Source organism: Sphingomonas sp. BT-65 (genome assembly GCF_026107375.2).
GTDB lineage: Bacteria > Pseudomonadota > Alphaproteobacteria > Sphingomonadales > Sphingomonadaceae > Sphingomonas.
Genome location: NZ_JAPCIA010000001.1, coordinates 2,985,529 through 3,009,117, shown reverse-complemented (window position 1 = coordinate 3,009,117; position 23,589 = coordinate 2,985,529). Strand labels below are relative to the sequence as shown.

Annotated in this window: 16 protein-coding genes; 12 read left to right on the top strand and 4 right to left on the bottom strand. The window is 66.7% G+C overall.

Annotation, left to right across the window (positions count from 1 at the left end):
- The first annotated feature begins 135 nt into the window (after positions 1-135).
- The 6 genes from OK349_RS14445 to OK349_RS14420 all read left to right on the top strand — a co-directional run bounded on the left by OK349_RS14445 (position 136) and on the right by OK349_RS14420 (position 6,318).
- Positions 136-888, top strand: coding sequence for a FadR/GntR family transcriptional regulator (locus OK349_RS14445; protein WP_306310665.1), 753 nt, complete (start codon positions 136-138; stop codon positions 886-888).
- Between the two features lie 90 nt (positions 889-978).
- Complete coding sequence (locus OK349_RS14440; protein ID WP_265118492.1) at positions 979-2,199, top strand: rhamnogalacturonan acetylesterase; 1,221 nt, start codon at positions 979-981, stop codon at positions 2,197-2,199.
- Positions 2,199-3,158 (top strand): alpha/beta hydrolase, encoded by a 960-nt coding sequence (locus OK349_RS14435; RefSeq protein ID WP_265118491.1) that lies wholly within the window; start codon positions 2,199-2,201, stop codon positions 3,156-3,158. Before OK349_RS14440 ends, OK349_RS14435 begins: the two co-directional genes overlap by 1 nt.
- Positions 3,159-3,242: 84 nt before the next feature.
- On the top strand, positions 3,243-3,563 hold the full coding sequence (locus OK349_RS14430) for an L-rhamnose mutarotase (RefSeq protein ID WP_265118490.1): 321 nt from the start codon (positions 3,243-3,245) through the stop codon (positions 3,561-3,563).
- 48 nt (positions 3,564-3,611) lie between these two features.
- Entirely contained in the window at positions 3,612-4,724 is a 1,113-nt protein-coding gene (locus OK349_RS14425) for a beta-galactosidase BglB (protein ID WP_265118489.1), read from the top strand.
- 64 nt (positions 4,725-4,788) lie between these two features.
- A complete protein-coding gene (locus tag OK349_RS14420; protein ID WP_265118488.1) occupies positions 4,789-6,318 on the top strand; it encodes an MFS transporter in 1,530 nt (509 codons plus the stop codon).
- A gap of 408 nt (positions 6,319-6,726) precedes the next feature.
- On the opposite strand, the gene OK349_RS14415 is transcribed toward OK349_RS14420, so the two are convergent.
- From OK349_RS14415 to OK349_RS14405, 3 genes are all read right to left on the bottom strand, one after another.
- The gene (locus OK349_RS14415) at positions 6,727-9,483 is read right to left on the bottom strand and encodes an exo-rhamnogalacturonan lyase family protein (RefSeq protein WP_265118487.1); all 2,757 of its coding nucleotides are present in this window, start codon (positions 9,481-9,483) and stop codon (positions 6,727-6,729) included.
- Between the two features lie 36 nt (positions 9,484-9,519).
- Entirely contained in the window at positions 9,520-11,454 is a 1,935-nt protein-coding gene (locus tag OK349_RS14410; protein WP_265118486.1) for a rhamnogalacturonan lyase, read from the bottom strand.
- A gap of 143 nt (positions 11,455-11,597) precedes the next feature.
- Entirely contained in the window at positions 11,598-12,341 is a 744-nt protein-coding gene (locus OK349_RS14405; RefSeq protein ID WP_265118485.1) for a DUF6250 domain-containing protein, read from the bottom strand.
- Positions 12,342-12,375: 34 nt separating this feature from the next.
- Between OK349_RS14405 and OK349_RS14400 the strand changes: the two genes are divergently transcribed.
- From OK349_RS14400 to OK349_RS14375, 6 genes are all read left to right on the top strand, one after another.
- Positions 12,376-13,812 (top strand): rhamnogalacturonidase, encoded by a 1,437-nt coding sequence (locus tag OK349_RS14400; RefSeq protein ID WP_265118484.1) that lies wholly within the window; start codon positions 12,376-12,378, stop codon positions 13,810-13,812.
- A 288-nt stretch (positions 13,813-14,100) separates the two neighbouring features.
- Positions 14,101-17,769 carry a TonB-dependent receptor gene (locus tag OK349_RS14395; RefSeq protein ID WP_265118483.1) on the top strand — a complete coding sequence of 1,223 codons (3,669 nt, stop codon included), beginning with the start codon at positions 14,101-14,103 and terminating at the stop codon, positions 17,767-17,769.
- 127 nt (positions 17,770-17,896) lie between these two features.
- Complete coding sequence (locus OK349_RS14390) at positions 17,897-18,127, top strand: hypothetical protein (protein WP_265118482.1); 231 nt, start codon at positions 17,897-17,899, stop codon at positions 18,125-18,127.
- Positions 18,128-18,393: 266 nt separating this feature from the next.
- A complete protein-coding gene (locus OK349_RS14385) occupies positions 18,394-18,789 on the top strand; it encodes a DUF6491 family protein (RefSeq protein WP_265118481.1) in 396 nt (131 codons plus the stop codon).
- Positions 18,786-19,568: a hypothetical protein gene (locus tag OK349_RS14380; RefSeq protein WP_265118480.1), complete on the top strand. Its 783-nt coding sequence runs from the start codon at positions 18,786-18,788 to the stop codon at positions 19,566-19,568. The genes OK349_RS14385 and OK349_RS14380 overlap by 4 nt, the downstream gene beginning before the upstream one ends.
- On the top strand, positions 19,565-20,509 hold the full coding sequence (locus tag OK349_RS14375; protein WP_265118479.1) for an aldo/keto reductase: 945 nt from the start codon (positions 19,565-19,567) through the stop codon (positions 20,507-20,509). The genes OK349_RS14380 and OK349_RS14375 overlap by 4 nt, the downstream gene beginning before the upstream one ends.
- A gap of 34 nt (positions 20,510-20,543) precedes the next feature.
- Here OK349_RS14375 and OK349_RS14370 read toward each other — a convergent pair whose 3' ends face one another.
- A complete protein-coding gene (locus OK349_RS14370) occupies positions 20,544-23,534 on the bottom strand; it encodes a glycoside hydrolase family 35 protein (RefSeq protein WP_265118478.1) in 2,991 nt (996 codons plus the stop codon).
- Positions 23,535-23,589 lie beyond the last annotated feature (55 nt).

Sequence of the window (23,589 nt, the reverse complement as noted above, 5' to 3'; positions counted from 1 at the left end):
CCCTCCCCGTTCGTCCATTTTCCGCAATACGGAACAATGTCTCACATTGTTGAGCAGCCGCCGCAAATTGGCAAGGCCAAATGGTCGAGCAGCTTTTCGCTTGTCTCGCCGCGGCCGGTGAGGGAAATTGCGGCGATGACGATGCCTGCCCAGAAACTCTATCAGCGGATCGCCGAGCAGGTCGCAACCGCGATCGCCGACGGCCGCTTCGCGCCCGGCGCGCGCCTGCCCAGCGAGCGCGACCTTGCCGAGGAATTCGCCGTCAGCCGCCCGACGATCCGCGAAGCGATGATCGCGCTGGAGATGCGCGGGCTGGTCGAGGCGCGCAAGGGATCGGGCATCTACGTGACCCAGGCGCCGCCGTCGCGCGGTGATGCGGAGGCCGAGCTCGACGTCGGCGCGTTCGAGCTGATCGAAGCGCGCACCTTGTTCGAGGGCGAGGCGGCGGCGCTCGCCGCGGCCTCGATCGATGGCGGGACGCTGGCCGAGCTGCGGCATCTGCTCGAAGTGATGGAGCATGACGCCGACGCGCCCGAGGCGGTCGATGCCGACCGGCGTTTCCACCTCGCGATCGCCGAGGCGACCGGGAACACGCTGATCCGCTCCGCGATCGAGACGCTGTGGGACGTGCGCGAACGCTCGCCCTTGTGCATCCGCATGTTCGCCCAGGCGCGCCGCGAAGGCGTGATGCCGCGGGTGGCCGAACACCGGCTCATTCTGGAGGCGCTCGAAGCGCATGATCCGCAGGCCGCGCGCGAGGCGATGCGCAGCCATTTGCGCCGCGTTACCGACGATCTGCTCGATGCGACCCGGCTCGAACTGATGAAGCAGGCCGAAGCGGATTTCGACGCGCAGCGCAGCCGGGTGGTGGCCCGGACCGGGATATGAACGATTCCGGTTGACGCGCGGCCGAAGCTATAGCGGATTGGCCTGACCAGATACGGCGCGACCGGCGCTTCCTTCGCAGAGCGGACCTCCATGAGATTGTTGATCGCCATGCTCACTTTGTCGCTCGCGCTGCCTGCCGCCGCGCAGACCGCGCGGTTCGCGTTCGACCGCGCAGCCCAGGGCCATGTCATGGTTGCCGCCGACACGCCCTACGATGCGATGCGCGGTTATGGCTGGGAGGACGCCCAGCGCTTTTCGGTCAAGCTGCCCGAGGGCAATTACCGGGTGACGCTCGTGCTCGGTGGCAAGCAGCCCTCGGAGACCACGGTGAAGGCTGAAGCCCGGCGGCTGATGCTCGAAGCGGTGCGCACGCCCGCTGGCCGCACCGTGACGCGCAGCTTCGTCGTCAACATCCGCACGCCGCAGCTGACCCCGCCGCCCGAGAACGCGCCCGGCGGCACCGCCGTTCGCCTGCCCGACGGCGAAGCCGCCACCGCGACCTGGGACGACCGGCTGACGCTCGAGTTCCTCGGCGCGTCGCAGCATGTCAGCCGCGTTGCGATCGAGCCTGCCGACGTGCCGACCCTCTATCTCGTCGGCGATTCGACCGTCACCGACCAGCGCGCCGAGCCGGCAGCGAGCTGGGGACAGATGCTGCCGCGCTTCCTCGATGATAGGGTCGCGGTCGCCAACCACGCCAAATCGGGCGAGACGCTCAAATCCTTCCTCACCGGACTGCGCCTCGACAAGGCGCTGTCGCACATGCGCAAGGGCGACGTGCTGCTGATCCAGTTCGGCCATAACGACCAGAAAGCGCAATGGCCGCAGACCTATGCCGATCCGGCCAACACCTTCCCCGCCTATCTGCGCGCCTATGTCGCTGAGGCGCGCCGCCGCGGCGCGACGCCGGTGCTGGTCACCTCGCCCGAACGGCGCAACTTCGACGATGCGGGCAGGATCAAGCCGAGCCATGGCGACTACCCCGAGGCCGTGCGCCGCGTCGCGCGCGAGGACGACGTCGCGCTGATCGACCTCACGCCGATGACGATCGCCTTCTACGAAGCGCTCGGCCCGGGGCGCGCGCCGCTCGCGTTCAACGACGGCGGCAAGGACAAGACTCATCACAACAACTACGGCGCCTATGAGCTCGCGCGCATGGTCGCGTCGCGGCTCGGCGCTGCAGCGCCGGACATCGCGCAGCATGTCGTGCCCGAAGCACGAAGCTATGACCCGGCGCGCCCGCTTCCGCCCGAGCAGTTCGCGCTGCCTGCGAGCGGATTGCATAGCGACCGCCGGCCGGAGGGGAATTGATGATCAACCGCCGCAACCTGCTCGCCGCCGGCTCTGCCAGCGTCGCCCTTCCCGCTTTGGCTCAGGCCGCGGACCCGGCCCTTGCCCCTGCGCAAATCGTCCCGCTCTGGCCCGATCGCGCGCCCGGCGGCGAGAAGGTCACCGTGCAGCAGCGCGCCGTGCCGCGCAGCGCCACCTCCGGGCCGGAGGATGTCGCGTGGTACGGTGTGACTCAGCCGACGCTCGGCATCGTCCGCCCGGTGAAACCGAACGGCTATGCGCTGCTGATGGCCCCCGGCGGCGGCTATGAACGCGTCGCCTCCGCGCCGAGCGGTGGCGGCATGGCGCGCTTCCTCGCCAGCCGCGGCTTCCTCGTCGGCACGCTGATCTATCGCCTGCCCTATGACGGCTGGGCGGCCGGCCCGGACGCGCCGTTCCAGGATGCGCAGCGCGCCTTCCGCATGCTCGCGCGCGAGGCCGGGCCCGGCGTCAGGACCGGGGTGATCGGTTTCTCGGCCGGGGGCCATGTCGCGGGAACCCTCGCCAGCCGCTTCGCCGAGACCAGCTACGCCCCGCTCGACGCGCTCGACCGGACACCCGCCCGTCCCGACTTCGCCGGCATGTTCTTCCCGGTGGTCACGATGACCGCGCCCTACGCCCACGCTCCCTCGCGCCGCAACCTGATCGGCCAGGACCCGACGCCCGAACGGATCGCGCGCTGGTCGGTCGAGCAGAATATCCCCGCCGACATGCCGCCGAGCTTCGTCACCGTCGCGGCCGACGACCGCACCGTGCCCGCGGAGAACAGCCTGATGCTCTTCTCCGCCCTGCGTGCCAGGAAAGTGCCGAGCGCACTGCACGTGTTCGACGTCGGCGGCCATGGATTCGGCAAGCCCGGCGACCCCACCGGCCCTGGCCATTTCTGGCCCGATCTGTTCGAGGACTGGCTGCGGCGCCAGAAGCTCGATTCGATCTCATAATACGGGATCAACTCTCAAAATATGACTGTTCAAGCCTCGTCCCGTGCGGCATAGGGATAGGGGCAAAGGGGACAGGAGAGCCAGATGGAGCCGGAGGCGCTTGCGTTTCGCATGCAGCTCAAGCCAGGCATGGCGGCGGAGTATCGCCGCCGGCATGACGAGATCTGGCCGGAGCTCGTCGCGCTGCTCAAGGATGCGGGGATCAGCGACTACCGCATCTTCCTCGACCCCGCGACCGGCGCGCTGTTCGCGACGCTGAAGCTAAGCCCCGACAACCAGCGCGACACGCTCCCCGACCAACCCGTGATGCGGCGCTGGTGGGACCACATGGCCGACCTCATGGAGGTCGAGCCCGGCAACCGGCCGCGCGAGTGGCCGCTCGAGCCCATGTTCCATCTCGCATGAATGAACCGCGCGGTGCGCAACCGCATGCAATCGAACAGGAGAAGTTGAGTGGCCGCCCTGAATCATGACGTTCACCGCCTGGAGGTGACGTCGAAGATCGACCTGCTGATGGACAATCTCGTCAACATCAAGGACGAGACCGGCGAATTCCTGCTGCATCTGGAAGACGGCCGGATCATCGACACCAAGGGCTGGGCCGGCTGGGAATGGACCCATGGCATCGGCCTGTTCGGCATGTGGCGCTATTACGAGCAGACCGGCGACGCCAAGGCGCTCGGTATCATCAAGCAGTGGTTCGCCGACCGCTTCGCCGAAGGTCAGACGACCAAGAACATCAACACCGTCGCGCCCTTCATCACCCTCGCCTATCTCCACGAGCGCGAGCCCGATCCGGCCAACATCCCCTATCTCGACGAATGGGCCGAATGGCTGATGGCGGCCGACGGCCTGCCCAAGACCGAGGACGGCGGCTTCCAGCACATCGTCTATAATGACGAGAATCCCGGCGAGCTGTGGGACGACACGCTGATGATGTCGGTGCTCCCGCTCGCCAAGATCGGGCTGCTGCTCGACCGGCCGCATTATGTCGAGGAGGCCAAGCGCCAGTTCCTCGTCCACATCAAATATCTCTTCGACAAGAAGACCGGCCTGTGGTTCCACGGCTGGGACTTCAACGGCCGCCACAATTTCGCGGAAGCCTTGTGGGCGCGCGGCAATTGCTGGGTGACGATCGCCATCCCCGAGATCATCGAGATCCTCGACCTGCCCGAAGGCGACGCGCTGCGCATTTTCCTGATCGATACGCTCGCGGCGCAGGTGAAGACGCTGGCCGAGACGCAGCATGAGGGCGGCCTGTGGCACACGCTGGTGGTGGACCCGACCAGCTATCTCGAGGCGTCGGCGACCGCGGGCTTCGCCTATGGCATCCTGAAGGCGGTGCGGAAGGGCTATCTGCCGGCCGAGTACAAGCCGGTCGGGATCAAGGCGATCCAGGGCGTGCTCGCGAACATCGACGACGCCGGCGAACTCCGCCAGGTCTCGTTCGGCACCGCGATGGGCGACACGCTGCAATTCTACAAGGACATCCCGCTGACCTCGATGCCCTATGGCCAGAGCCTTGCGGTGCTGGCGCTCGCCGAATTCCTGCGCATCTGCGACTGATCTTTCGGCCGCCCAGCGTCCGGTAAGAGGCGCAGGCGGCCCCGTGGCTTGAAGAGGATATGAAATGGCCATCACCGGCGCCTTTGCCCCCACCGGCACCCGCCCGGTCCGCTGGTACAATTACGCCGCCTATGGCGCGAACGACGTCCTCGGCGCGGGCTCGATGGCGGTCATCAGCGGGTGGGTGCTGTTCTTCTACACCACCTTCTGCGGGCTCGAGGCGTGGCAAGCGGGGCTGATCTTCACCGTCGCACGCGTGCTCGATGCGATCGCCTCGCCGATCATCGGCCACATCTCGGACAATATGGGGAATAGCTGGCTCGGGCGGAAATTCGGGCGGCGGCGCTTCTTCATCCTCGCCGCGATCCCGCTGCTGCCCTCCTTCGCGATCATGTGGATCGCCGGGCAGGGCTTCTGGTTCTACCTCGTCACCTATGTCCTGTTCGAGCTGGTCTATGCGATGGAGATCATCCCGTACGAGACGCTCGCGGCGGAGATGGGCAAGGACTACAAGACCAAGGCCAAGTTCGCCGGCATCCGCATCCTCTTCGCCCAGGCGAGCGCGATCCTCGCCGGTTTCCTGCCCGCGATGCTGATCGAATCGCTCGGCAAGGACAGCGCCGACACCTTCCTCTACATGGGCATCCTCTTCTCGATCCTGTTCATGATCACCGCCGCCTTGCTGTTCCTGCTGAGCTGGGAGCGGCCGCCGTCCGAGGTCGCGGCGCTGCGCCCACCGGGCGAGGCGAAACCCAGCGTCGGCGCGGCGATCAAGGCGCTCTACCGCAACCTCTTCTCGACATTGCGCATCCGCGCCTTCCGCCTCCATCTCGGCATGTATCTCGGCGGCTATATCAGCCAGGACGTATTCAACGCCGCCTTCACCTTCTTCGTGGTGTTCGCACTGGCGGGATCGATCACCGTCGCCTCCTCGCTGCTCGGGACGATGTACATCGTCCAGTTCGTCGCGGTGCTGATCGCGATCAACCTCGCGCTGCGCTCCTCGCCGTCGCGCGCCTATCAGCTCGCCGCGATCAGCTTCGCGATCGGCGTGGTCACGCTGCTGGTGATGTGGAACATGGGCGTGCGCTCGGGCGACTGGCTGCTGTGGGTGCCGATCATCTTTGCCGGGCTCGGCCGCGGCGCGCTCAACTACATCCCCTGGGCGACCTACAACTACATGGCCGATGTCGACGAGATCGTCACCGGCCGCCGCCGCGAGGGCGCGTTCGCGGGCGTCATGACCTTCGTGCGCAAGCTGACGCAATCGGCCGCGGTCGCCGGGGTCACCGCGATCATGAGCGCGGGCGGCTTCGTCTCGGGCGCCAAGGTGCAGAGCGAGGGTGCGATCCTCACCCTCGCATTGGTGCTCGGCATCGGCACCATCGGCATGCTGATCTTCGGCATCTTCGTCTCGAGCCGCTTCAGGCTCAATTCGGCGACGCATGACGTGCTGATGACGGAGATCGATCGGCTCAAGCGCGGAGAGACCGGCATCTCGGTCGAGAACCGCGCGATCGTCGAGGACCTGTCGGGCTGGCGCTACGATCAGCTGTGGGGGAACAACCCGGTCGCCGCCGCGGCAAAGCGCTGACACTGGCGAGGACGAGCGCTAACTGATTGTCGAGGGTGCGGCGGCAAAGTCGCCGGCTTCGCCGATCGGCGGCGGTTCGCGATCGGCCCTGGGACGGAATCGACATCCAGCTTCGTTTGCCGTCGCCGATCCCGCCGTCCGATCGCGGCATCGTCGTTCGACATCCTCGCCCTTTTCAGCGGAAAGATGAACTCCCTGAAAAGCCGAAAACCAAACATCGGCCACGACTTGTTCTACCTCGCACCCGCCGGTTCCCCGTCGCTCGGTTCGCATCCTGGACCCAAAAACCGCACATTTCCGCCCCGCGCACGCGTTCCACGTGAAAACCTATTTGGTTATAAATTCCCTAGCACAAAGACGTTATGGGTGACCGCCATCGACGGTCCGGGATCCTGAATTTCGGCTTGCCTAGCTTCTCGCCGCGAACACCTCTTCCACCGCCTCGCCCGCCAACGCGAGGTTCTGGATCGCCGCCAGCCCCCATTGCGCGGTGCCGTTGGTCGAGACCGGCGCCTCGTCCACCGGCTTCAGCACCGCCGGCCCGGTGATCTTCCTCGCGCGCGCGGCGAGGCCCATGTCGAGCCCGGCGTCGCCCGAGAAGAACTCCTCCCACGCGCGCTTCGCCAACGCCGGATCGGACAGGTGCTTGGCGGCGAAGGCGGTGAGGCGCGAATGGCCCTGCCGCAGATTGCGCCCGCGCGACGGCGCCCCAGTCATCGCGGTGAACTGCGCAGCCGGGGCATTGTACGCGACGCAATAGTCGAGCCACGCCTTCTCGTACGCTGGCACGTCGAACAGGTCGAACAGCTCCGAATTGATCTCGAGCGCGCCGAACACCGAATTGAGGTGGCTGATGCTCACCTTGTCCCCCGGCCCGGTGAAGCGCCCGGTGGCGAGGTCGAAATTCGCCCCGGCGGCGAACCAGCCCTTGGGCAGCGCGGCGATACTGGTCATGCCGTTGAGGATGCGATCGCGCCACTTGCGCTCGCCGGTGCGCTCCCATTCGGTCAGCCACGCCCCGACCAGCGAGCACCAGCTGGTCCCGAACGACATCGAGACCTCGCCCTGCCCGGGCTTGGAATCGACCGTCGCCCCCGCACCCGGCTCGGGCGGACCGGCGCGCGCGCCGACCTTGCGCCCGATATCGACGGTGATCAGCGCGCGGTCGCTGTCGAGCAGGCCGCGGATGAGGTCACCCACCCGCTCGTCGGCGGTGAGGTAATAATAGATGCGCCGGTAGATCGCGTTCGACACGCGCGGCTGCTTCGAGCTGTCGCCCCAATGCTGCACCGCGTGGCGCGTGCCGAGCCCCTTGAAGCGCCCGAGATGATAGACGTCGACCTCGCCGGTGTGGCGCGTCATCGCCTCGGCGAAGCGGAAGACCTGCGCGTCGCCCGAGCGCAGGAAGCTGTACCAGAGCCACAGGTCGGGCGAGAGCTCGCTATTGTCCCAGGCGAAGCCGCCGATGTCGTAGCGCCAGACATGACGGTCGGCATCATAGCTGTGCATGACGTCGCCATAGTTCCAGAAGCCGTACCAGCGGCGCTGCTCGACCTGCTCGCGATAGAAGCGCAGCAGGAAGTCGTTCTGTTCCTCGATCGCGCGCTTGGCCGGGGTCGAGCGGTCGGGCAGGTTCCAGTCGCCGAACACGCCCGCGGCGTGAAGATGCTGCGGCGTGGCGACCAGCCGCGGCGGCTTGGCCACCGTCCCGGCCATCGCCGCGAAGATCTCGCGCGGCGGGGTGGCGCCCAGCGCCCAGAGCGTGAACTCGGTCGTCCGCGCGATGCCGTGCGGGGTGCCCCAGCCCTTCTCATAATCTTCGTAGGTGATGTCGAGGCCTTCATTCTCGGCGGCGTGGTCGTTCATCCCCATGCCGTCGTGATAGAAGCGCAGGTCCATCGCCGGCGCGTCGGGCGAGTGGTACCAGAGGGTGAAGCTCGCCGCGTCGGTGTGGGCGTCGCGGATGTCGAGCCGCACCGGGCAGCGCTGCCAGAAATCGCCCATGCCGAACGCCGCGCCGCCCGAAGGGCCACCGACAAAGCCGAGGCCGTTGGCCCGACCCCCGGCATCGACGTCGATCCAGCCATGTCCCGGCTTGGTGCGCTTGGTGATCGCGAAGCCGTCGGAATTGGGCTGGGAGAGCGTGAAATCGCCCCATTGGGGGATATATTTGAGGCCGCTGCGCACCGCCTGCGACATGGTCTCGGCCGCCGGCACCTGGAGCCCCGCGACCTGCGCCTGGCGGAACGGCCGGCCCGGATCGCGGCGCAGGCCGGTGAGCGGCTGCACCGCCTCGCCCCACACGCCGTCGCCGGTGCCGGCGAAACGGACATGGCGGTCATAGGCCAGGTCGCGCAGCGGCACCGCGCCGGTGAGGCCGAGGCCGCGGATGAAATCCTTGGTCTCGTCGCCGTCGAAGATGAAACTGTGGACGATGCGCACCGCCTCCGACCCGGCGTAGAAATAGAGGCGCATCGAGAAGGGCAGCCACTCGCGTCCCTCCCCGCCATGCATACCTTCGACGCGGATCACCGCGCGCACCGGCCCGCGCTGCTCGACCGTCGCCCGCGTGATGCGCCCGCGATAGGCGCGCGTCGTGATGGTTTCCGCGCCGTCGCTATCGGGCCGGTCCTGCGCGGTCGCGGCGAGGCCGACATTGCGGAGGATCTCGGTCTCGCCGCGATGCGCGGAAAGGATGATGTTCTCGCCGCTTTTGGCGATCCGCCAGCGCACCGGGCCGGTCGCGACCTCGATCGCATCGCCCGGTTCCGTCACACGCACCGCCTCGGCGGGCGCTGTCGGCTTGCCCGGTCCCACCCGCCCGCTTGCGCCGGGGATCGCCGCCGGGGGGATCGCGTGCGCGGTCCATTTGATCGAGCCGTCGGGCCAGGTCGCGGTGGTCCAGCTCTGCACCGGCAGCGCGCGCCCGTCGCCGTCGCGCAGCGCGAAGGTTGCCGCGGCGCGCTTGGTCCCGCGCGGCCAAGGCACGCCCCAGGTGAGGCCGTCGTGCCGCGCGGGCGCCGCGCCGTCGAGCCAGCGGACCGGCGCATCGACCAGCGCCGGCGCGGGCCGCCTGACCTTCGCCTGCGCTCCGCCCAGCGGCACGCTCAGGACCGCCCCGCCCAACGCCGTTTGCGCCAGAAACCCCCGCCTGCTGACCGCCATCCCGTCCTCCTAGATCGATACTGTTCCCTTGCCGCCTCAGCGCTGCGGCGTCTTCATGCCGGTCCCCAGGAAATAGGAGGTGTGCGGCGGCTGGTTGTAGGCGGTGTTCTGCCACGCGATGCCGAGCCGGTAGACGCGGTCCTGCATCAGCGTCGGCAGCGAATACTCGGTCGAATAGGGCGTCACATAGATGCGCAGCGACTTGTTGTCCGACGTGCGCCAGACCACTTCCTCGCGCCAGTCGCCGAGCAGGTCCGCGCTCAGCGCCGGATTGGCCTTGGTGCCGTTGTTCGACATCAGGCCCTGCGGGTCGAGCAGCGGCACGCTCGCCGCGTTGGCATAGTCCCATTTGAAGATGCGCGTGCCGTCGAGCAGCTCGCGAGACAAATCGCCATCCCACCAGATCGCGAAGTTCATCTGGCGCGGCCGCGCGCCGATCACCTTGCCCTTGACGTCGTAGAGCTCGTTCGAATTGCTGCCCCACGCCTCGGCCCCGGGGTGGCGCGGATCGATGTCCGCCGCGACACCGCGCCCGGTGTCCCGTTCCGCCATGGTCTTCCACAGCATCTCGCCGGTGCGCGCGTCGAGCATTGCGCCGCCGATCCCGCCATTGCTCCGCACATTCTCGTGGACGCCCCATTTCTCGAGTCCCGGCCGCGAGGGATCGAGGTCGGACACGTGCATCGCGTCACCATGGCCGAGGCCCGAGCTCCACAGCCCCTCGCCGTTGTCGTCGACCACCATCGAGCCATAGACGATCTCGTCGCGGCCATCGCCGTCGACGTCGGCGACGCCCAGCTGGTGATTGCCCTGCCCGCCGAACTTCGCGTTGCCCGGCGCCGCACTGTCGAACAGCCATCGCTTGGTGAGCTTGCCCCCGCGATAGTCCCAGGCCGCGATCGTCGAGCGCGCATAATAGCCGCGGCCCATGATGATGCTCGGCCGCTTGCCGTCGAGATAGGCGACCCCGGCGAGATAGCGGTCGGAGCGGTTGGCATAGCCGTCGCCCCACACCGCCTTCAGCTGCTCGCCGTCCGGGTTCGCCGTGTCGGGATGGCGCGGCGGATCGTAGGGCGCGGTGGCGAGCGCGCGGCCGGTGCGCCCGTCGAACACCGTCAGGAACTCGGGACCCTTGAGGATGCGTCCGGTGAGCTGCGCGACCCGGCGCCCGTCGGGCAGCTCGGTCGATCCGGTGCGGTCCCCGCTCGGCGCGGCGCCGCCAGGCTCGGCCCAGTTCGCCTTGGCATCGCCGATCACCCGTCCGGTGCCGTCGATCGTGCCGTCGGAGGTCTTCGCCGCCAGCTCGGCACGCCCGTCGCCGTCGAAATCGAATACCATGAACTGGGTATAGTGCGCGCCCGAGCGGATGTTCGGACCCATGTCGATCCGCCACAGCTTCTTGCCGTCGAGCGTATAGGCGTCGAACAGCGTGTTGCCGGTATAGCCGGCAAAAGCATTGTCCTTGGCGATGCTCGGATACCATTTGACGATCAGCTCGTAGCGGCCGTCGCCGTCGAGGTCGCCCACACTCACGTCATTGGCTTCGTAGGTATAGGGCGTGCCGTCGGGCGCGGTGCGCGGCGCGGGCAGATCGAGCGGGATCGAGAGATAGCCCTCGACCGCGACCGGCGCTGCGGGGCTCTGCGCCTGGGTCCGCCCTCCGGTCACCGCGCTCACCGTATAGCGCGATCGCGGCGTCCCTGCCTTGTCGAGGAAGTTGGTGTTCGCGATCGGTGCAGGTGTGATCGGCTTGCCGTCGCGATAGAGGATGAATTTCGTGCCGGTGGGGTCGCTGACCAAGCTGCGCCAGCTCACCAGCAGGCCTTGATCGCCTTCGCTTGCCGCTGCGACGACGCCGCGGTCGAGCCGCTCGGCGGTGACAGTCTGCGCCAGCGCCGCGCCGCTCGACGAAGCGGCGAGCAGGGCCAGAACCAGCCGCGCGCGGCGCGTTTGACGGTCTCCCAACGACATGGCGCTTCCCCTCCTGCTGGCCCGCCGTGCAACTGGTCAGGCATCTCGGACGCGCCGTATCATTCCCATATATTGAATACAAATCTCATTTTGTATCAAAGTATGGCAAGCCGGCGACCGAACCTTGCCGGTCACGGCGCATGTCAGGGCCTCAGCACGCGAAAATCCCGTACGCGCAAATGGCTGGCGGTCGTGCGCAGCCCGAAATGCCCGCGCGAATAGGGCGCGGCGTCGTCGAGCCGGAACATCGCCCGCCCATCGCGGAGCAGCGCGATTCGGCTGCCAAATGCCTCGAGCCGGATGTGATAGGCGCGATTCGCCTCGATCAGGTCAGCCGGGGCCGACAGGTCATGCTGCGGCAGCAGCGGCCGGTCGCCCGCGCGGCCGATATAGCGGCGGAAGCGCGAGCTCGTGTTCCGATTGCCGCCGATCCCGGCATAATAGGTGCGAAGCGCGTCATAGTCGGCAAAGGCGCCGCTGCGTGGATGCGCGCGGATGTCGCCCGTCGGCGCGCGCGTGTCAGTCGCCATCCAGAAGCAGTTGATGTCGCTGACCTGGTCGTTGGGCCGGCCCGCCGACACCGCGGTCACGACATATTCGATCGCGACAGGGCTCTCGAGCGGCGCGCGGAACCACAAGGTGACCCCCGCCGGGCTGTCGATGTCCAGCACGCCGTCCGCCGCGGTGAAGCGCCCCGGCTGCTCGGCCTCGACGATCCATTGCCCAAGGCCATGCCGGAAATCGTCGCGATGGATCACGCGCTCGCCGCGTGCTCCGGTTCGCATGCATGCCGGGGTCAGCGCCGCCATGCCGAGTCCGGCGATCACGTGTCTGCGGTTCTGATTCACGCTGACCTCGTCCCACATCTTGATCCAACCATCCTTCATGTGGAATGGGCGGTCAATTCCTTCCGGAGCCGTGATGCCTGCCGAAACGCTTCTGTTCGATGTCCGGGATTTCGGCGCACGCGGCGATGGCCGCGCCCTCGATACCGATGCGATCAACGCCGTCATCGCGCAGGCCGCGCTGAGCGGCGGGACGGTGGTGATTCCTGCCGGTCGCTTCCTCTGCTTCTCGATCCGCCTCGCAAGCGGCGTCACCTTGCTCCTGTCCGAGGGCGCAGTGATCGAGGCGGCCGATCCCGCGCGGCATGCCGGCGCCTATGATCCGCCCGAGGCGGCACATGGCGAGCTGTTCCAGGATTTCGGGCACAGCCATTGGCGCAATAGCCTGATCTGGGGGATCGGGCTGCACGACATCGCGATCGTCGGCCCGGGGCGGATCGAGGGCACCGGCCTCACCCGCGACGGGCCGGGCGCGCGCTGGCGGCGCGACACTGGCGAGCGCCCGCTGTCGATGGCGGGCATGAGCGCGGCGGAGATCCGCGCGCTCGAACCCGAGGAGCAGGAGATGACCGGCCTCGGCAACAAGGCGATCGCGCTCAGGAATTGCCGCCGCGTCATGCTCCGCGACTTCACCATCGCCAAGAGCGGGCATTTCGCGGTGCTCGCAACGGGGGTCGAGGACCTGCTGATCGAGCGGCTGGTGATCGATACTGAGCGCGACGGCATCGACCTCGATTGCGTGCGCCGCACACGCGTGCGCGGCTGCCGGGTCAACTCGCCCAATGACGACGCGATCGTGCTCAAGAGCAGCTATGCGCTGGGCACGGCGGTCGCCTGCGACGACGTGGTGATCGAGGATTGCACTGTCTCGGGCTATGACGCCGGAACGATGCTCGACGGCAGCTTCGGGCACACGCAGCAGCTGGCGCCCGACCGCGACCGGGTGACCGGCCGCATCAAGCTCGGTACCGAATCCAATGGCGGCTTCCGCAACATCGTGATCCGCAACTGCCGCTTCGAACGGTCGCGCGGCCTCGCGCTCGAGACGGTCGATGGAGGCGCGATCGAGAATGTCACGGTCTCGGGCGTGACGATGCGCGAGGTGACCACCGCACCGCTGTTCATCCGGCTCGGCGACCGCGGGCGGGGGCCGGTGGGCACCGACATCGGCACGATCCGCGGCGTGACGATCGAGGACGTCGAGGCGAGCGGCATCGACCATCGCTTCGCCGCCACGATCGCCGGCCTCCCCGAAGCGCGGATCGAGGACGTTACGCTGCGCGACATCGGCCTGACCTATGCCGGCGGCGGCTCCATGGCGGACGGCAAGCGACGACCGCCGGCATTGCCGCATGCCTATCCCGAACCGAGCATGTTCGGCGTCACGCCCGCCTGGGGCCTGTGGGTGCGCCACGCCACCGGCATCCGCCTGCGCGACGTGCGGCTAGCGACGGAGACGCCCGACGGCCGTCCCGAGATCGTCGCGGAGAATGCGGAGATCGATCGGGACTAGCGCCCGTCCGGCTGTCAACTCCAACGCTCGGGCATCTCGTCATTCATACGGCGACGCCCCACGACATCTCGCGCTTCCAAGGTCGCTACAGTCATCGGGCGCCATAAATTCCCACAGAATGGTAGCATGATTTATAAGATGAACTTGCAAACCGGATCGAGGTGGTATCTATATTGCGACAAGCCGTCTCATCTTGTGGGAGCATCTGAGTAAAGGCGGCTTTGGGAATTCCGGACCGGGGATCGACGAGAATAGACCCTGGCGTGGTGAAGGAAGGGGGAGAGGGAAATGTCTGAACGTTTGAATCTGCGTCGCCGCATGGGGGCATCGGCGTCCTGGTCGGTTCTCGGGCTGCTGATGGTGTGCGGGCCGCAGGCGCTGGCGCAAGCTGGTCCGCCGGACAGCCAGGCCGAGCCGGCCGCTGGCCAGGAAGCCGTCGAGGACGTGATCGTCGTCGGATCGCGCGCCAGCCAGCAATCGGCCAACGCGCGCAAGAAGGGCGCGAAGACCGCGACCGACTCGATCGTCGCCGACGACATCGGCTCCTTCCCCGACCGCAACGTCGCCGAGGCGATCTCGCGCATCCCGGGCGTTGCGCTCGGCCGCAACGAATTCGGCGAGGGCGATTCGGTCGCAATCCGCGGCAACGGTCCGGATCTCACCCGCGTCGAGCTCGACGGCGTCGGCATGACCAGCACCACCGCGCTGGCGCTCGGCTCTGACGGGGCGCGTAGTGCCGATCTGCGCGAACTTCCAGCCGAACTCGTCAAGAGCATCGACGTGGTCAAGGGCTCGACCGCCGACATGACCGAAGGCTCGCTCGGCGGCACGGTGCAGATCAAGACGCGCACCGGCCTCGACTTCGCCAAGCCCTATTTTACGCTGCGCGCCGGCGCCAACATGAACTCGCTCGGCAAGGAGTGGATGCCCGATTTCAACGGCGTCGCCTCGCGCAAATTCTTCGACAACCGGCTCGGCGTGATCGTCAGCGGCAGCTATTCGAAAATCCAGAACAACGGCCATGGCTACGAGCAGACGACCACGAACAACCGCAACTATGCACGCGACTTCGACTTCGACAACTCGCCCGAGAAGACGTTCGCATATAATCTCGCCACGCTCGGCGGCGATACGGCGGACGTCGCCTTCGCCAACAGCACCGAGACGCCACGCTCGGTGCTCACCAAGTCGATCGCAGCGCAGTCCAAGGCCGACTGCTTCACGCTGTTCCCGCATGCCGCCTCGAACGCCTCGACCGCGATCCGTTCGCAGCGCATCCTCGAGCAGCAGACCTGCCTCAATCAGTGGAACGACACGACGCCGTCGCTGATCCGCCACTTCATGAACGAGCAGACCGACGAGCGCTACGCGTTCGATGCGCGGTTCGACTATCAGCTTACCGACAATCTCACCGTGTTCGTGAAGGGCACGTACAGCGGTCGCAACGTCCACGACCAGAACCGCAGCCGCAACCCGGTGTGTCTGCCGAGCGAAGCCTGCGGCCGCAACGTGGTCGGCACCTTCGTCGACACAACGACGGGCTATCCGCGCGTTCGCTCGGTCTCGCCCACTGCGCCAGCCGGCTACTATCTCTATGACGGCCTCAACAACCAGGGCAACAACGCCGTCATCGGCAACGTGCTGAACGTCGTCCCGGGCAGCGTCGTGGTTGACGAGAATCACAACGTCACGTCGATGACGACCACCAACAACTCGATCGGCATCGACCAGATCGAGAACAACATCCGGACACGCACCAAATTCGCGCAGGCGGGTTTCGAGTATAATGGAGATCGCCTCGATATCGAAGGTTTCGCCGGGTTCACCTCGGCTGAATCGAGCCGCGCCGACATGCGTACCTCACGCAGCGCCTTCTATGGCGACGCGACGCTGACCGTGCAGGAAAACGGCCTGTGGGACGTTCAGCTGCCGGCCGGCTTCGACGATCGCAACATCAACAACTTCGTTCAGCTTCGTCAGGTGCCCTGTGCGTCCGGGGGTACCAATCCCGCGACTTGCGTCGGGCAGGCCGCGGTCACCCCGAACGTCAACAATCCGACGGGGAGTCCGGCTTACACGCCGCTCCAGCTCCCGCTCGTCACGCCGAGCTTTAGCGCGTCCTACTCGCCCGCCCTGGGCGAATCGTCGGAGCGGCTCGCCAAGATCGACCTGACCTACAAGACCGAGGGGCTGATCCCGTTCATCACGCGGATCAAGACTGGCGGCCAATATCGCAACAGCAAGCTCGATCGCTGGGGCGGCGGCGGATATGTCGTCAAGGACGCGGTGGGCGACTTTTTGCTGGCGAACGGCACCCGCAATCCCAACTATCAGCCGCCGATCTCAGTGCCGACGATGAGCCTGCGCGGTTCATACCGGGCGTGCCAGCCGACGGCCACCTCAGTCGTGCCGTGCAACTACGGCTATACCCCGAACACGGCGATCACCACGACCAACACCACCCTGTTCGGCGTCGACACCTTCACCGTCGAAGAGTTGCGCGCGCTGTTCCAGCGCACGATCGAGACCGCGGGCTCGGAATATTTCGGCGATCTGCCCAATCGCGGCACTTTGCCGCCGGCGTGGAACGGCATCCGCACCGATATCCTGTTCGCCGCACTCGGCCAGTCGGCCAACATGAACTTCGACTGCCTCAAGGAGTGCATGGGCAGCGACGGCAACATCTATGCCCAGCCGGTCACGCACACCGATGAAACGGTCAAGAACTTCTACGCGATGGCCGAGTTCGAGCAGAAGCTGCCCTTCGGCCTGCTGTTCAACGGCAATGTCGGCATTCGCGGCGTGTTCACGACCGTCAAGGGCTCGGGCGTGCTGCAGCTCACCTCGATCCGCACCAACGCCAATTTCAATCCGCTCGATCCGGGGAATACGGCGGGCATCAATACGACGACCGTCCGCCAGAACGCAGTGCTCCAGGGGAATTCGACCGATTGGTTGCCGACCGTGAATCTCAATCTCTGGGCGTTCGAGGAATCGATCGTGCTGCGCCTCTATGGCGGCAAGACCGTCGCGCGGCCGAGAATCAGCAGCCTGATCCCCTCGGGCACCTGCACGATCGACCAGCGCGAGACGCTCGACGGGGATGGCGAGGATATCTACGGCTGCACCGGCCGCGTCGGCAATCCGGCGCTGAAGCCGTTCACCGCGTGGAACTACAACGCCAGCCTCGAATGGTATCCGAACAAGGATACGCTGCTCTCGGTCACCTACGGCAAGCTGGACGTGAAGATCGGCAACCCGATCGGCGTGACCCGTACTTACCGCCCGTTCGAAGGTAGCGACGCGACCGACCCGGTGACCGGCGAGCCGCTGAGCGACCTCGAGTTCTCCGTTCCGACCTGGGACAACGGCCCCGGCTACAAGCGCACCATCTGGGAGTTCCAGGCCAAGACGGCCTTCACCTTCCTGCCCTGGTTCCTCAAATATACCGGCGCCGACGTGAACTACTCACGCCTTGCCTCGTCGGCGACCGAGGGCGAGCAGGATCCGCTGTCCGGCGACATCATGCCCCCGCGCGATGAATCGCGCGATTACTGGAACGCATCGCTCTGGTATGACGATGGCGATCTCAATATCCGCATCGCCTATCAGAAGCGCAGCGAGACCTTTACCTGCATCACGCCGTGCGGCGGCAACAACGTCAGCTTCAACTATCCGAGTGCAGTCAATCAGGACAACAATACGCGCTTGCCCTATAACCCGGGCGTGCCGCGCTTCCGCGACGGGACGTCGTTCATCGACGCGAAGATCTCGTACAACATCAACCGGAACTTCCAGGTGTATGTCGAGGGGCGGAACATGACCCGGGAGGCACAGATCACCTCGACCGGCGGCTACGAGAATTTCGCCGACGGCGCGCCCAAGATCATGCGCATGTCCTATGGCGGCCGTCGCATCATGGGCGGTGTGCGCATCCAGTTCGGCGGGAAGAAGTGAGTTGACCGATCACCGCTTGTCATTCTCTCCGAAGAGAAGAATTGTTCGACGTGGCCACTTGTAGCGATATCACTTCATAATATGGTATCGTATGACTGGGAATCGATAAGCGAGAGGGGGAAGTATAATGCGAAGAATATTTAAACAATTGGCTGGAACGATTGCACTTGTGGCCGCTACCGTAGCTTTTCCAGCTCAAGCATTTGCATATACCTGTGGCGATTTAGACGCGGCTGAATCCGCGCTTGACGCAAGTCTTAATGCATATGATGAGGCAAACATTTCTGGACGAGAAGCCGATCTACAGGATGATTGGCGCGAGTGCCTAGACAGAGCAGAACCTGAAGCTGATATTTGATGCGATCAGGAGTATGAAGCAAACAGGCTACTCCTCTTCCAGGAAGAGCAATTTCTTCTTTTAGATATTCAAATCAAGCATAGTGAAATGGAAATGATCTCGAACCAACTCGCTTCTGACGGCATCACATGTACATAGAATTGATTGCCAGTATAAGTATGCGGCAACCCTAGTCCAAGGTTCTGCGCAGCCGGAGCGAGCGTGGTATCGAGCGTTGCTCGACGACACGCTCCTCCGGCTTCGTTGTCTGATCGGGAGATGCGCCGATGCGTCCGGCCCTGACCTTGCTTCCGCTGACGATCCTGTCCGCCTCCTGCGCGGCCGACGAACCGGCGACCGCTCCGTCGGACGGCCAGCGCGAATGTTTCTGGGGCTCGCAGGTCACTGGTTTCAGCGATGCCGGCCCGGACCGTGCGATCCTCAACATCGGGCAGCGGGAGAGCTGGGAGCTTGCCCTCGCCACCGGATGCCCGGACGTCGACTGGGCGCTGCGGATCGGCATCCGCGCGCGCGGCGGCGACCGCATCTGCCCTGGGCGGCCGGCCGAACTGCTCATTCCCAATGCCAGCGGCAGCGGTTTCCAGCGCTGCCTGGTGCAGAATGTCCGCAAGCTTTCGCCCGAGGAAGCCGCCGCAGTGCGCGGGAAAACCTCGAAGCAGTGAGCGCGGATCGCGGCAACGCAATCGCACAAGCCTCGCCGGCCATCGACGCCGCCGCGCTTCGTCGCCTGCTCGACCAGTCGCCGCTCGGCACGGTGGAGATCCCGCGTCCACCACTCGACGCGCTGCCCTATCGCGAGTTCATTCGGGTGCTGCTCGGCAAGCCGGGCTTCAAGCTCGATTTCAACCGGCTGCTCCCGGCCGAAGCGCTCGCTCTCGTATCGGATAAGCTGCTCGGGCCCGGCAACTTCGCCGACGAACGCGCGCTGCTGGCAGCCGATATCGATACGCTCGCCGCACTTGCCGGCGGGCTGGTGGACGGCCGTCCCGCGATCTCGGTCCGCACCTATTTCGCGCCGGGCGACTTGGTCTGGCATGTCGACCGCGTGAATGAGCACGCCGCCTTTCGCCTGCTGTGGCCGATCGGCCGCCCCGCAGGAATGCGCGTCACGCCCGCCGCCAATCTCGATGCCGCGCTCTACCGCGCCTATATGCGCCGCGAGCATCCGCTGCTCTGCCGCCTCGACACGCGCGTGATGCGCAGCGGGGTACCGGTGGAGCAGGCCTGGGCGCATCGCCCCGCGCAGCTCGAGGCGATGGCCTCGGGCGCCTTCCCCTTCATCCGCGACCGGACGCAGGAATGGGAGGTCACCCCCGGCGCGGTCAGCATCCACCGCGTCGAGACCCCCGCCCGGCCCGGCACCTGGCACCGCTCGTCCTGGGCGAACCGCGCCGCGCCCGGCTTCCAGATCGTCATCACCGCGGCCTCGGACGCGGCATGACCCCGCGCCGCCTGGGCCGCACCGGGCTCGAAATCTCGCCCTGCACGCTCGGCACCGCGGCGCTGGCTTCGCACCGAGCCGACCGACGCGAGGCAGGGGCGATGATCGCACGCGCGCTCGAGCGCGGCGTGAACGCGGTCGAGCTCGCCGGCGGCGATGGCCGCGTCGCCGACCTGCTTGGCAGCATGCTTGCCCGCGCCGGCGCACGAAGCCGCGTGCACGTCTTCGCCCGCGTGACCTCGCGCGTCCGCTTCGACTTGCCCTCGCCGCATATCCCAGCGCAGCAAGCCTATCCTGGCCGCCACATCCGTACCGAGACCGAGGCGCTGCTGCGCACGCTCGGCGTTGAGCGCCTCGGGCTGCAGCAGCTCCACGCCTGGTGTCCCGAATGGCTGGACGAGGGCGACTGGCGTGAGACGCTCGAGCGCCTGCGCGAGGAGGGCAAGATCGCCGGCTACGGCATCTCGCTATGGGATCATGATCTCGATGCGGCGGCGACGATCGTCGCGCACGGTGCAGCGGACTCGGTCCAGCTCATGCACAACATCTTCGACCAGGGCGCGTCGGCAGGCCTGCTGCCCTTCTGCCAGCGCCACGATGTCGGCGTGATCGCGCGGTCGCCGCTCTATTTCGGCGCGCTCGGCTGGGACGAAGGCGGCCCGGCGCTGGCGCCGCACGACTGGCGCGACGGCTATTTCTATGACGTGCACCGGCGCGAGACACTCGCGCGGGTCCATCGCCTCGCACGCGACGTCGCGCGCGCGGGCCAGCCGCTGTCCGAGATCGCGCTGCGCTTCGCATTGTCGCACCCGGCGGTCACCACGGTCGCGGTGGGTATGCGGACCCGCGCGCAGCTCGACGCCAATCTCACGGCGATCGAAGGCGGTCCGCTTCCCGCTGATGAAGTCGAGGCGCTGGCCGCCCACGCCTGGCTCTGCTGACTTGGCCCTGCTTCAGGCTGGCCCCGCCTGAGCTTTATTTGAGTTCGGCCGGCGTCGCTGGTGCGCTGACCATCCGCACCGGCAACCCGCCCTTGACGTTGCGCATCGTCACCAGCCGGACCGGTTCGAGCGCGTTGTCCGGCTGGCCGTCGGAGGTTACCGCCAGCGCGATGCTGTTCGCGCCGCGGTGGTTGAGAATGCCCTCGGGGATCGCGAACACGCGCTGCGGGCCGACATGGGCGATGAACTGGCCCATGTTCCAGCCATTGACGAAGATCAGCACGCGATAACGCGCCGCCGAGCGCGGCTTGCTCGTGTCGCCGAAGGCGAGGCCGATCGTCGCGTCCTGTCCCTTGGGTACGTCGAGCGTGAAGCGGGCGCGGTGCCAGGTCGTGCCGGGCGCGAGCTTCGCGGGCGGCGCGGTCACGCGTTCCCAGCCCGTGTCGTTGAAGCGCGGCAGGTGCCAGCCCTGCCGCTCGCCATGGAGGCCGCCATTATTGGCCACGCCGCGCACCGGATCGGCCAGGTCCTCGCCGCCCTTGCGGCCCTGGATGCGCCATTCGATCGGCACCGCGAAGCTGCTTCCCGCCGCCGACTGCAGCGAGGCCTGGATCAGCCCGCGCGCTTCCTTGTGGAAGTCGTCGGCATCGAGGTCCCAATTGTGGCCGTTATTGCGCACCATCACGCTCAACACATGCTGGCCCGGCGCGCGCGCCTTGGTGGGCAGCGGGAATTCGGTCCCGCCGAGGGTGATCGGGCGCGGCTGGCCGGAGGGAATCTCATGCTGGCCAATGAACTCGCCGTCGAGCCAGAGCTGGAGCAGGCCCGCCGCGCCGCCGCCGTAGAAGACCGACAGCTTCTCCGCTTCACGACCGCCCTCGAAGCGGCCTCGATACCAGACGTCGCCCTCGTGGAAGCCATAGGGGTCCATCACCAATGTCGGCTGGCCGTCGGCCCAGGCAGTGGTGGTGCCGGCGCGGCGGCGGTCGATCGCCTGCCAGCCGCTGTCGTCGAAGTCCGGCCGCGCCTCGGGCGAGCCCGCGGCGACGCGCCACCCGGTGAGCGTGGGCAAGGGGAAATCCGCCGGCCCGCCGAGGGGCGCCACCGAAGCGACGCTGCCGCGTGCGGTCACAGCGGTACGAACCGCGACACCGTTCCACTGCAGCGAACGGAGCGCGCGTGGCGCCCAGACCTCGAGCGTGGTCTCGCCCGAAGTATCGCCGGTCAGCGCCAGCACGCCGCCCTTGGCCGTTGCGCTGCGGATCAATGCCGGCCCTCGCGCAAGGATCTTCCCCGCCGCGGTGTCATGAGTCCAATAGGCGCCGGCCTCATCCTCATCGGCGAGCAGCAGCGTAAGCGGCGGCTGGCCAGCGTCGGTGATCCGCACCACTGCCCGGCCGCGATGCGTGTAGTTGAGGCGAAGATCGCCCTTCGTCGCATCGAAACTGCTCGCGACGTTGCCCTCGATCACCTCTACCTTGGGCGCGCCGGCATAGCGCAGCACGGTCTCTCCCGGCTCGCCCGCGCGGCCATACATCAGCAGCAGGTCGGCGGCGTCGAGCTTCACTGCGGTCTGCAGCTCGGAGGTCGAATAGACCAGCCGCTGCCCCCCGACATCCACCCCGGCGACCAGCCATTTGGCGTCGAACCCGTTGAGCTGCATCGGCTCGCCCTGTGGGAAGCTATAGCGCCCGTCGGGCAGATCGGCGGTGATCGTGAAGCGATCATTGCCCTGCCCGTTCGATGGCTTGTGCGTCACCAGCAGGAAGCGCGCATCGGTCTCGGGCGACTTGTTGTGATAGACCTGCACCTTGTCCGACGAGATCCGCGGCGTCCCCGCCGGGATCATACCGGCGAGATCGGGCACCGCCGCGATCAGCCCGCCGAGCTGCTTCATCTCGACGAGCTTGGGCCGCACCTCGCGCGGCTCGGAGATCGCCGAGCCATAGTCGTAGCTGGTGAACACCACCGGCGCGGGCAGCCAGCCCCAGCTGGTGCCGCCATAGCCCATGTAGAAGCTCTGGATGTTGATGCCGTTGGCGAGGTTGGTGCCGTAGAACACGCGCTGGAAGCGCTTGCCGCGCTGGATCGCGTTGCATTCATAGCCGCCATTCGACCCCCAATAGTCGAACCAGCCCCCGCCGAACTCCGCCAGGAACCCCGGCGTGTTGGCCGAGGCCGAGGCGCCGCCCTTCGCGCCGCCCGGACCGTAATAGCCCCAGTCGGGCGCCGCGCTGCCGCGCGTCGGCTTGCCCTCGACAGTGCAGGTGCCGCCGGGATAGCCGTCGAACGCGTAGAGATCGACCGGGCCGGGCACGACGTGCTCGACCTTGGAATCCTGCGGTGTCCAATAACCGTTGCGGCCCTGATCGTTGTGGAAGATCGGTACGTTGATGCCGTCGGCGCGCGCCTTCTTGTAGAGATGGTCCATGTAGCGGCGCTGCGACGGCGTGGTCACCGCCAGCTCGTTCTCGATCTGGTGGAGGATGACGGTGCCGCGATTGCCCTTGCCGTCGCCATTGATCTGATGCCGCGCGATGATGGCATGGACCTGAGTCAGCCACTCGTCCGCTGCTTCCAGATATTCCGGCGCATCGGTGCGCGCCTTCACGCGCTGGTTGACCAGCCAGCCCGGGAATCCGCCGCGCGTCAGCTCGGCATTCACATAGGGACCGGCGCGGGTGATGACGTAGAGCCCCTCCTCCTCCGCCATGGTCAGCAGCCGGTCGATGTCGCGGACGCCGGAGAAATCGTAGACGCCCTGCTTCGGGCTGTGGAAGCCCCAGTCGAAATAGAAGGCGACGGTGTTGAACCCGTTGGCCTTCATCTTCTGCAGGATGTCGCGCCACAGATCGGGGCTGGGCAGGCGGAAATGATGCATCTCGCTCGACCAAATCATGGTGCGCTTGCCGTCGATCATCAGCGAGCGCGCGTCGAACGACACGCGGCCGAAGGTCTTGACCGGCGCGGCGAGATTCTGCGTCTCGCGTGCCTGCTGGGCGGTTGCGAGGGGCGTCCAACACATCGCCGCCATCGCGACCATTAGCGAAATTGCTCTGCCCCTCACCCCATCCTCCCGG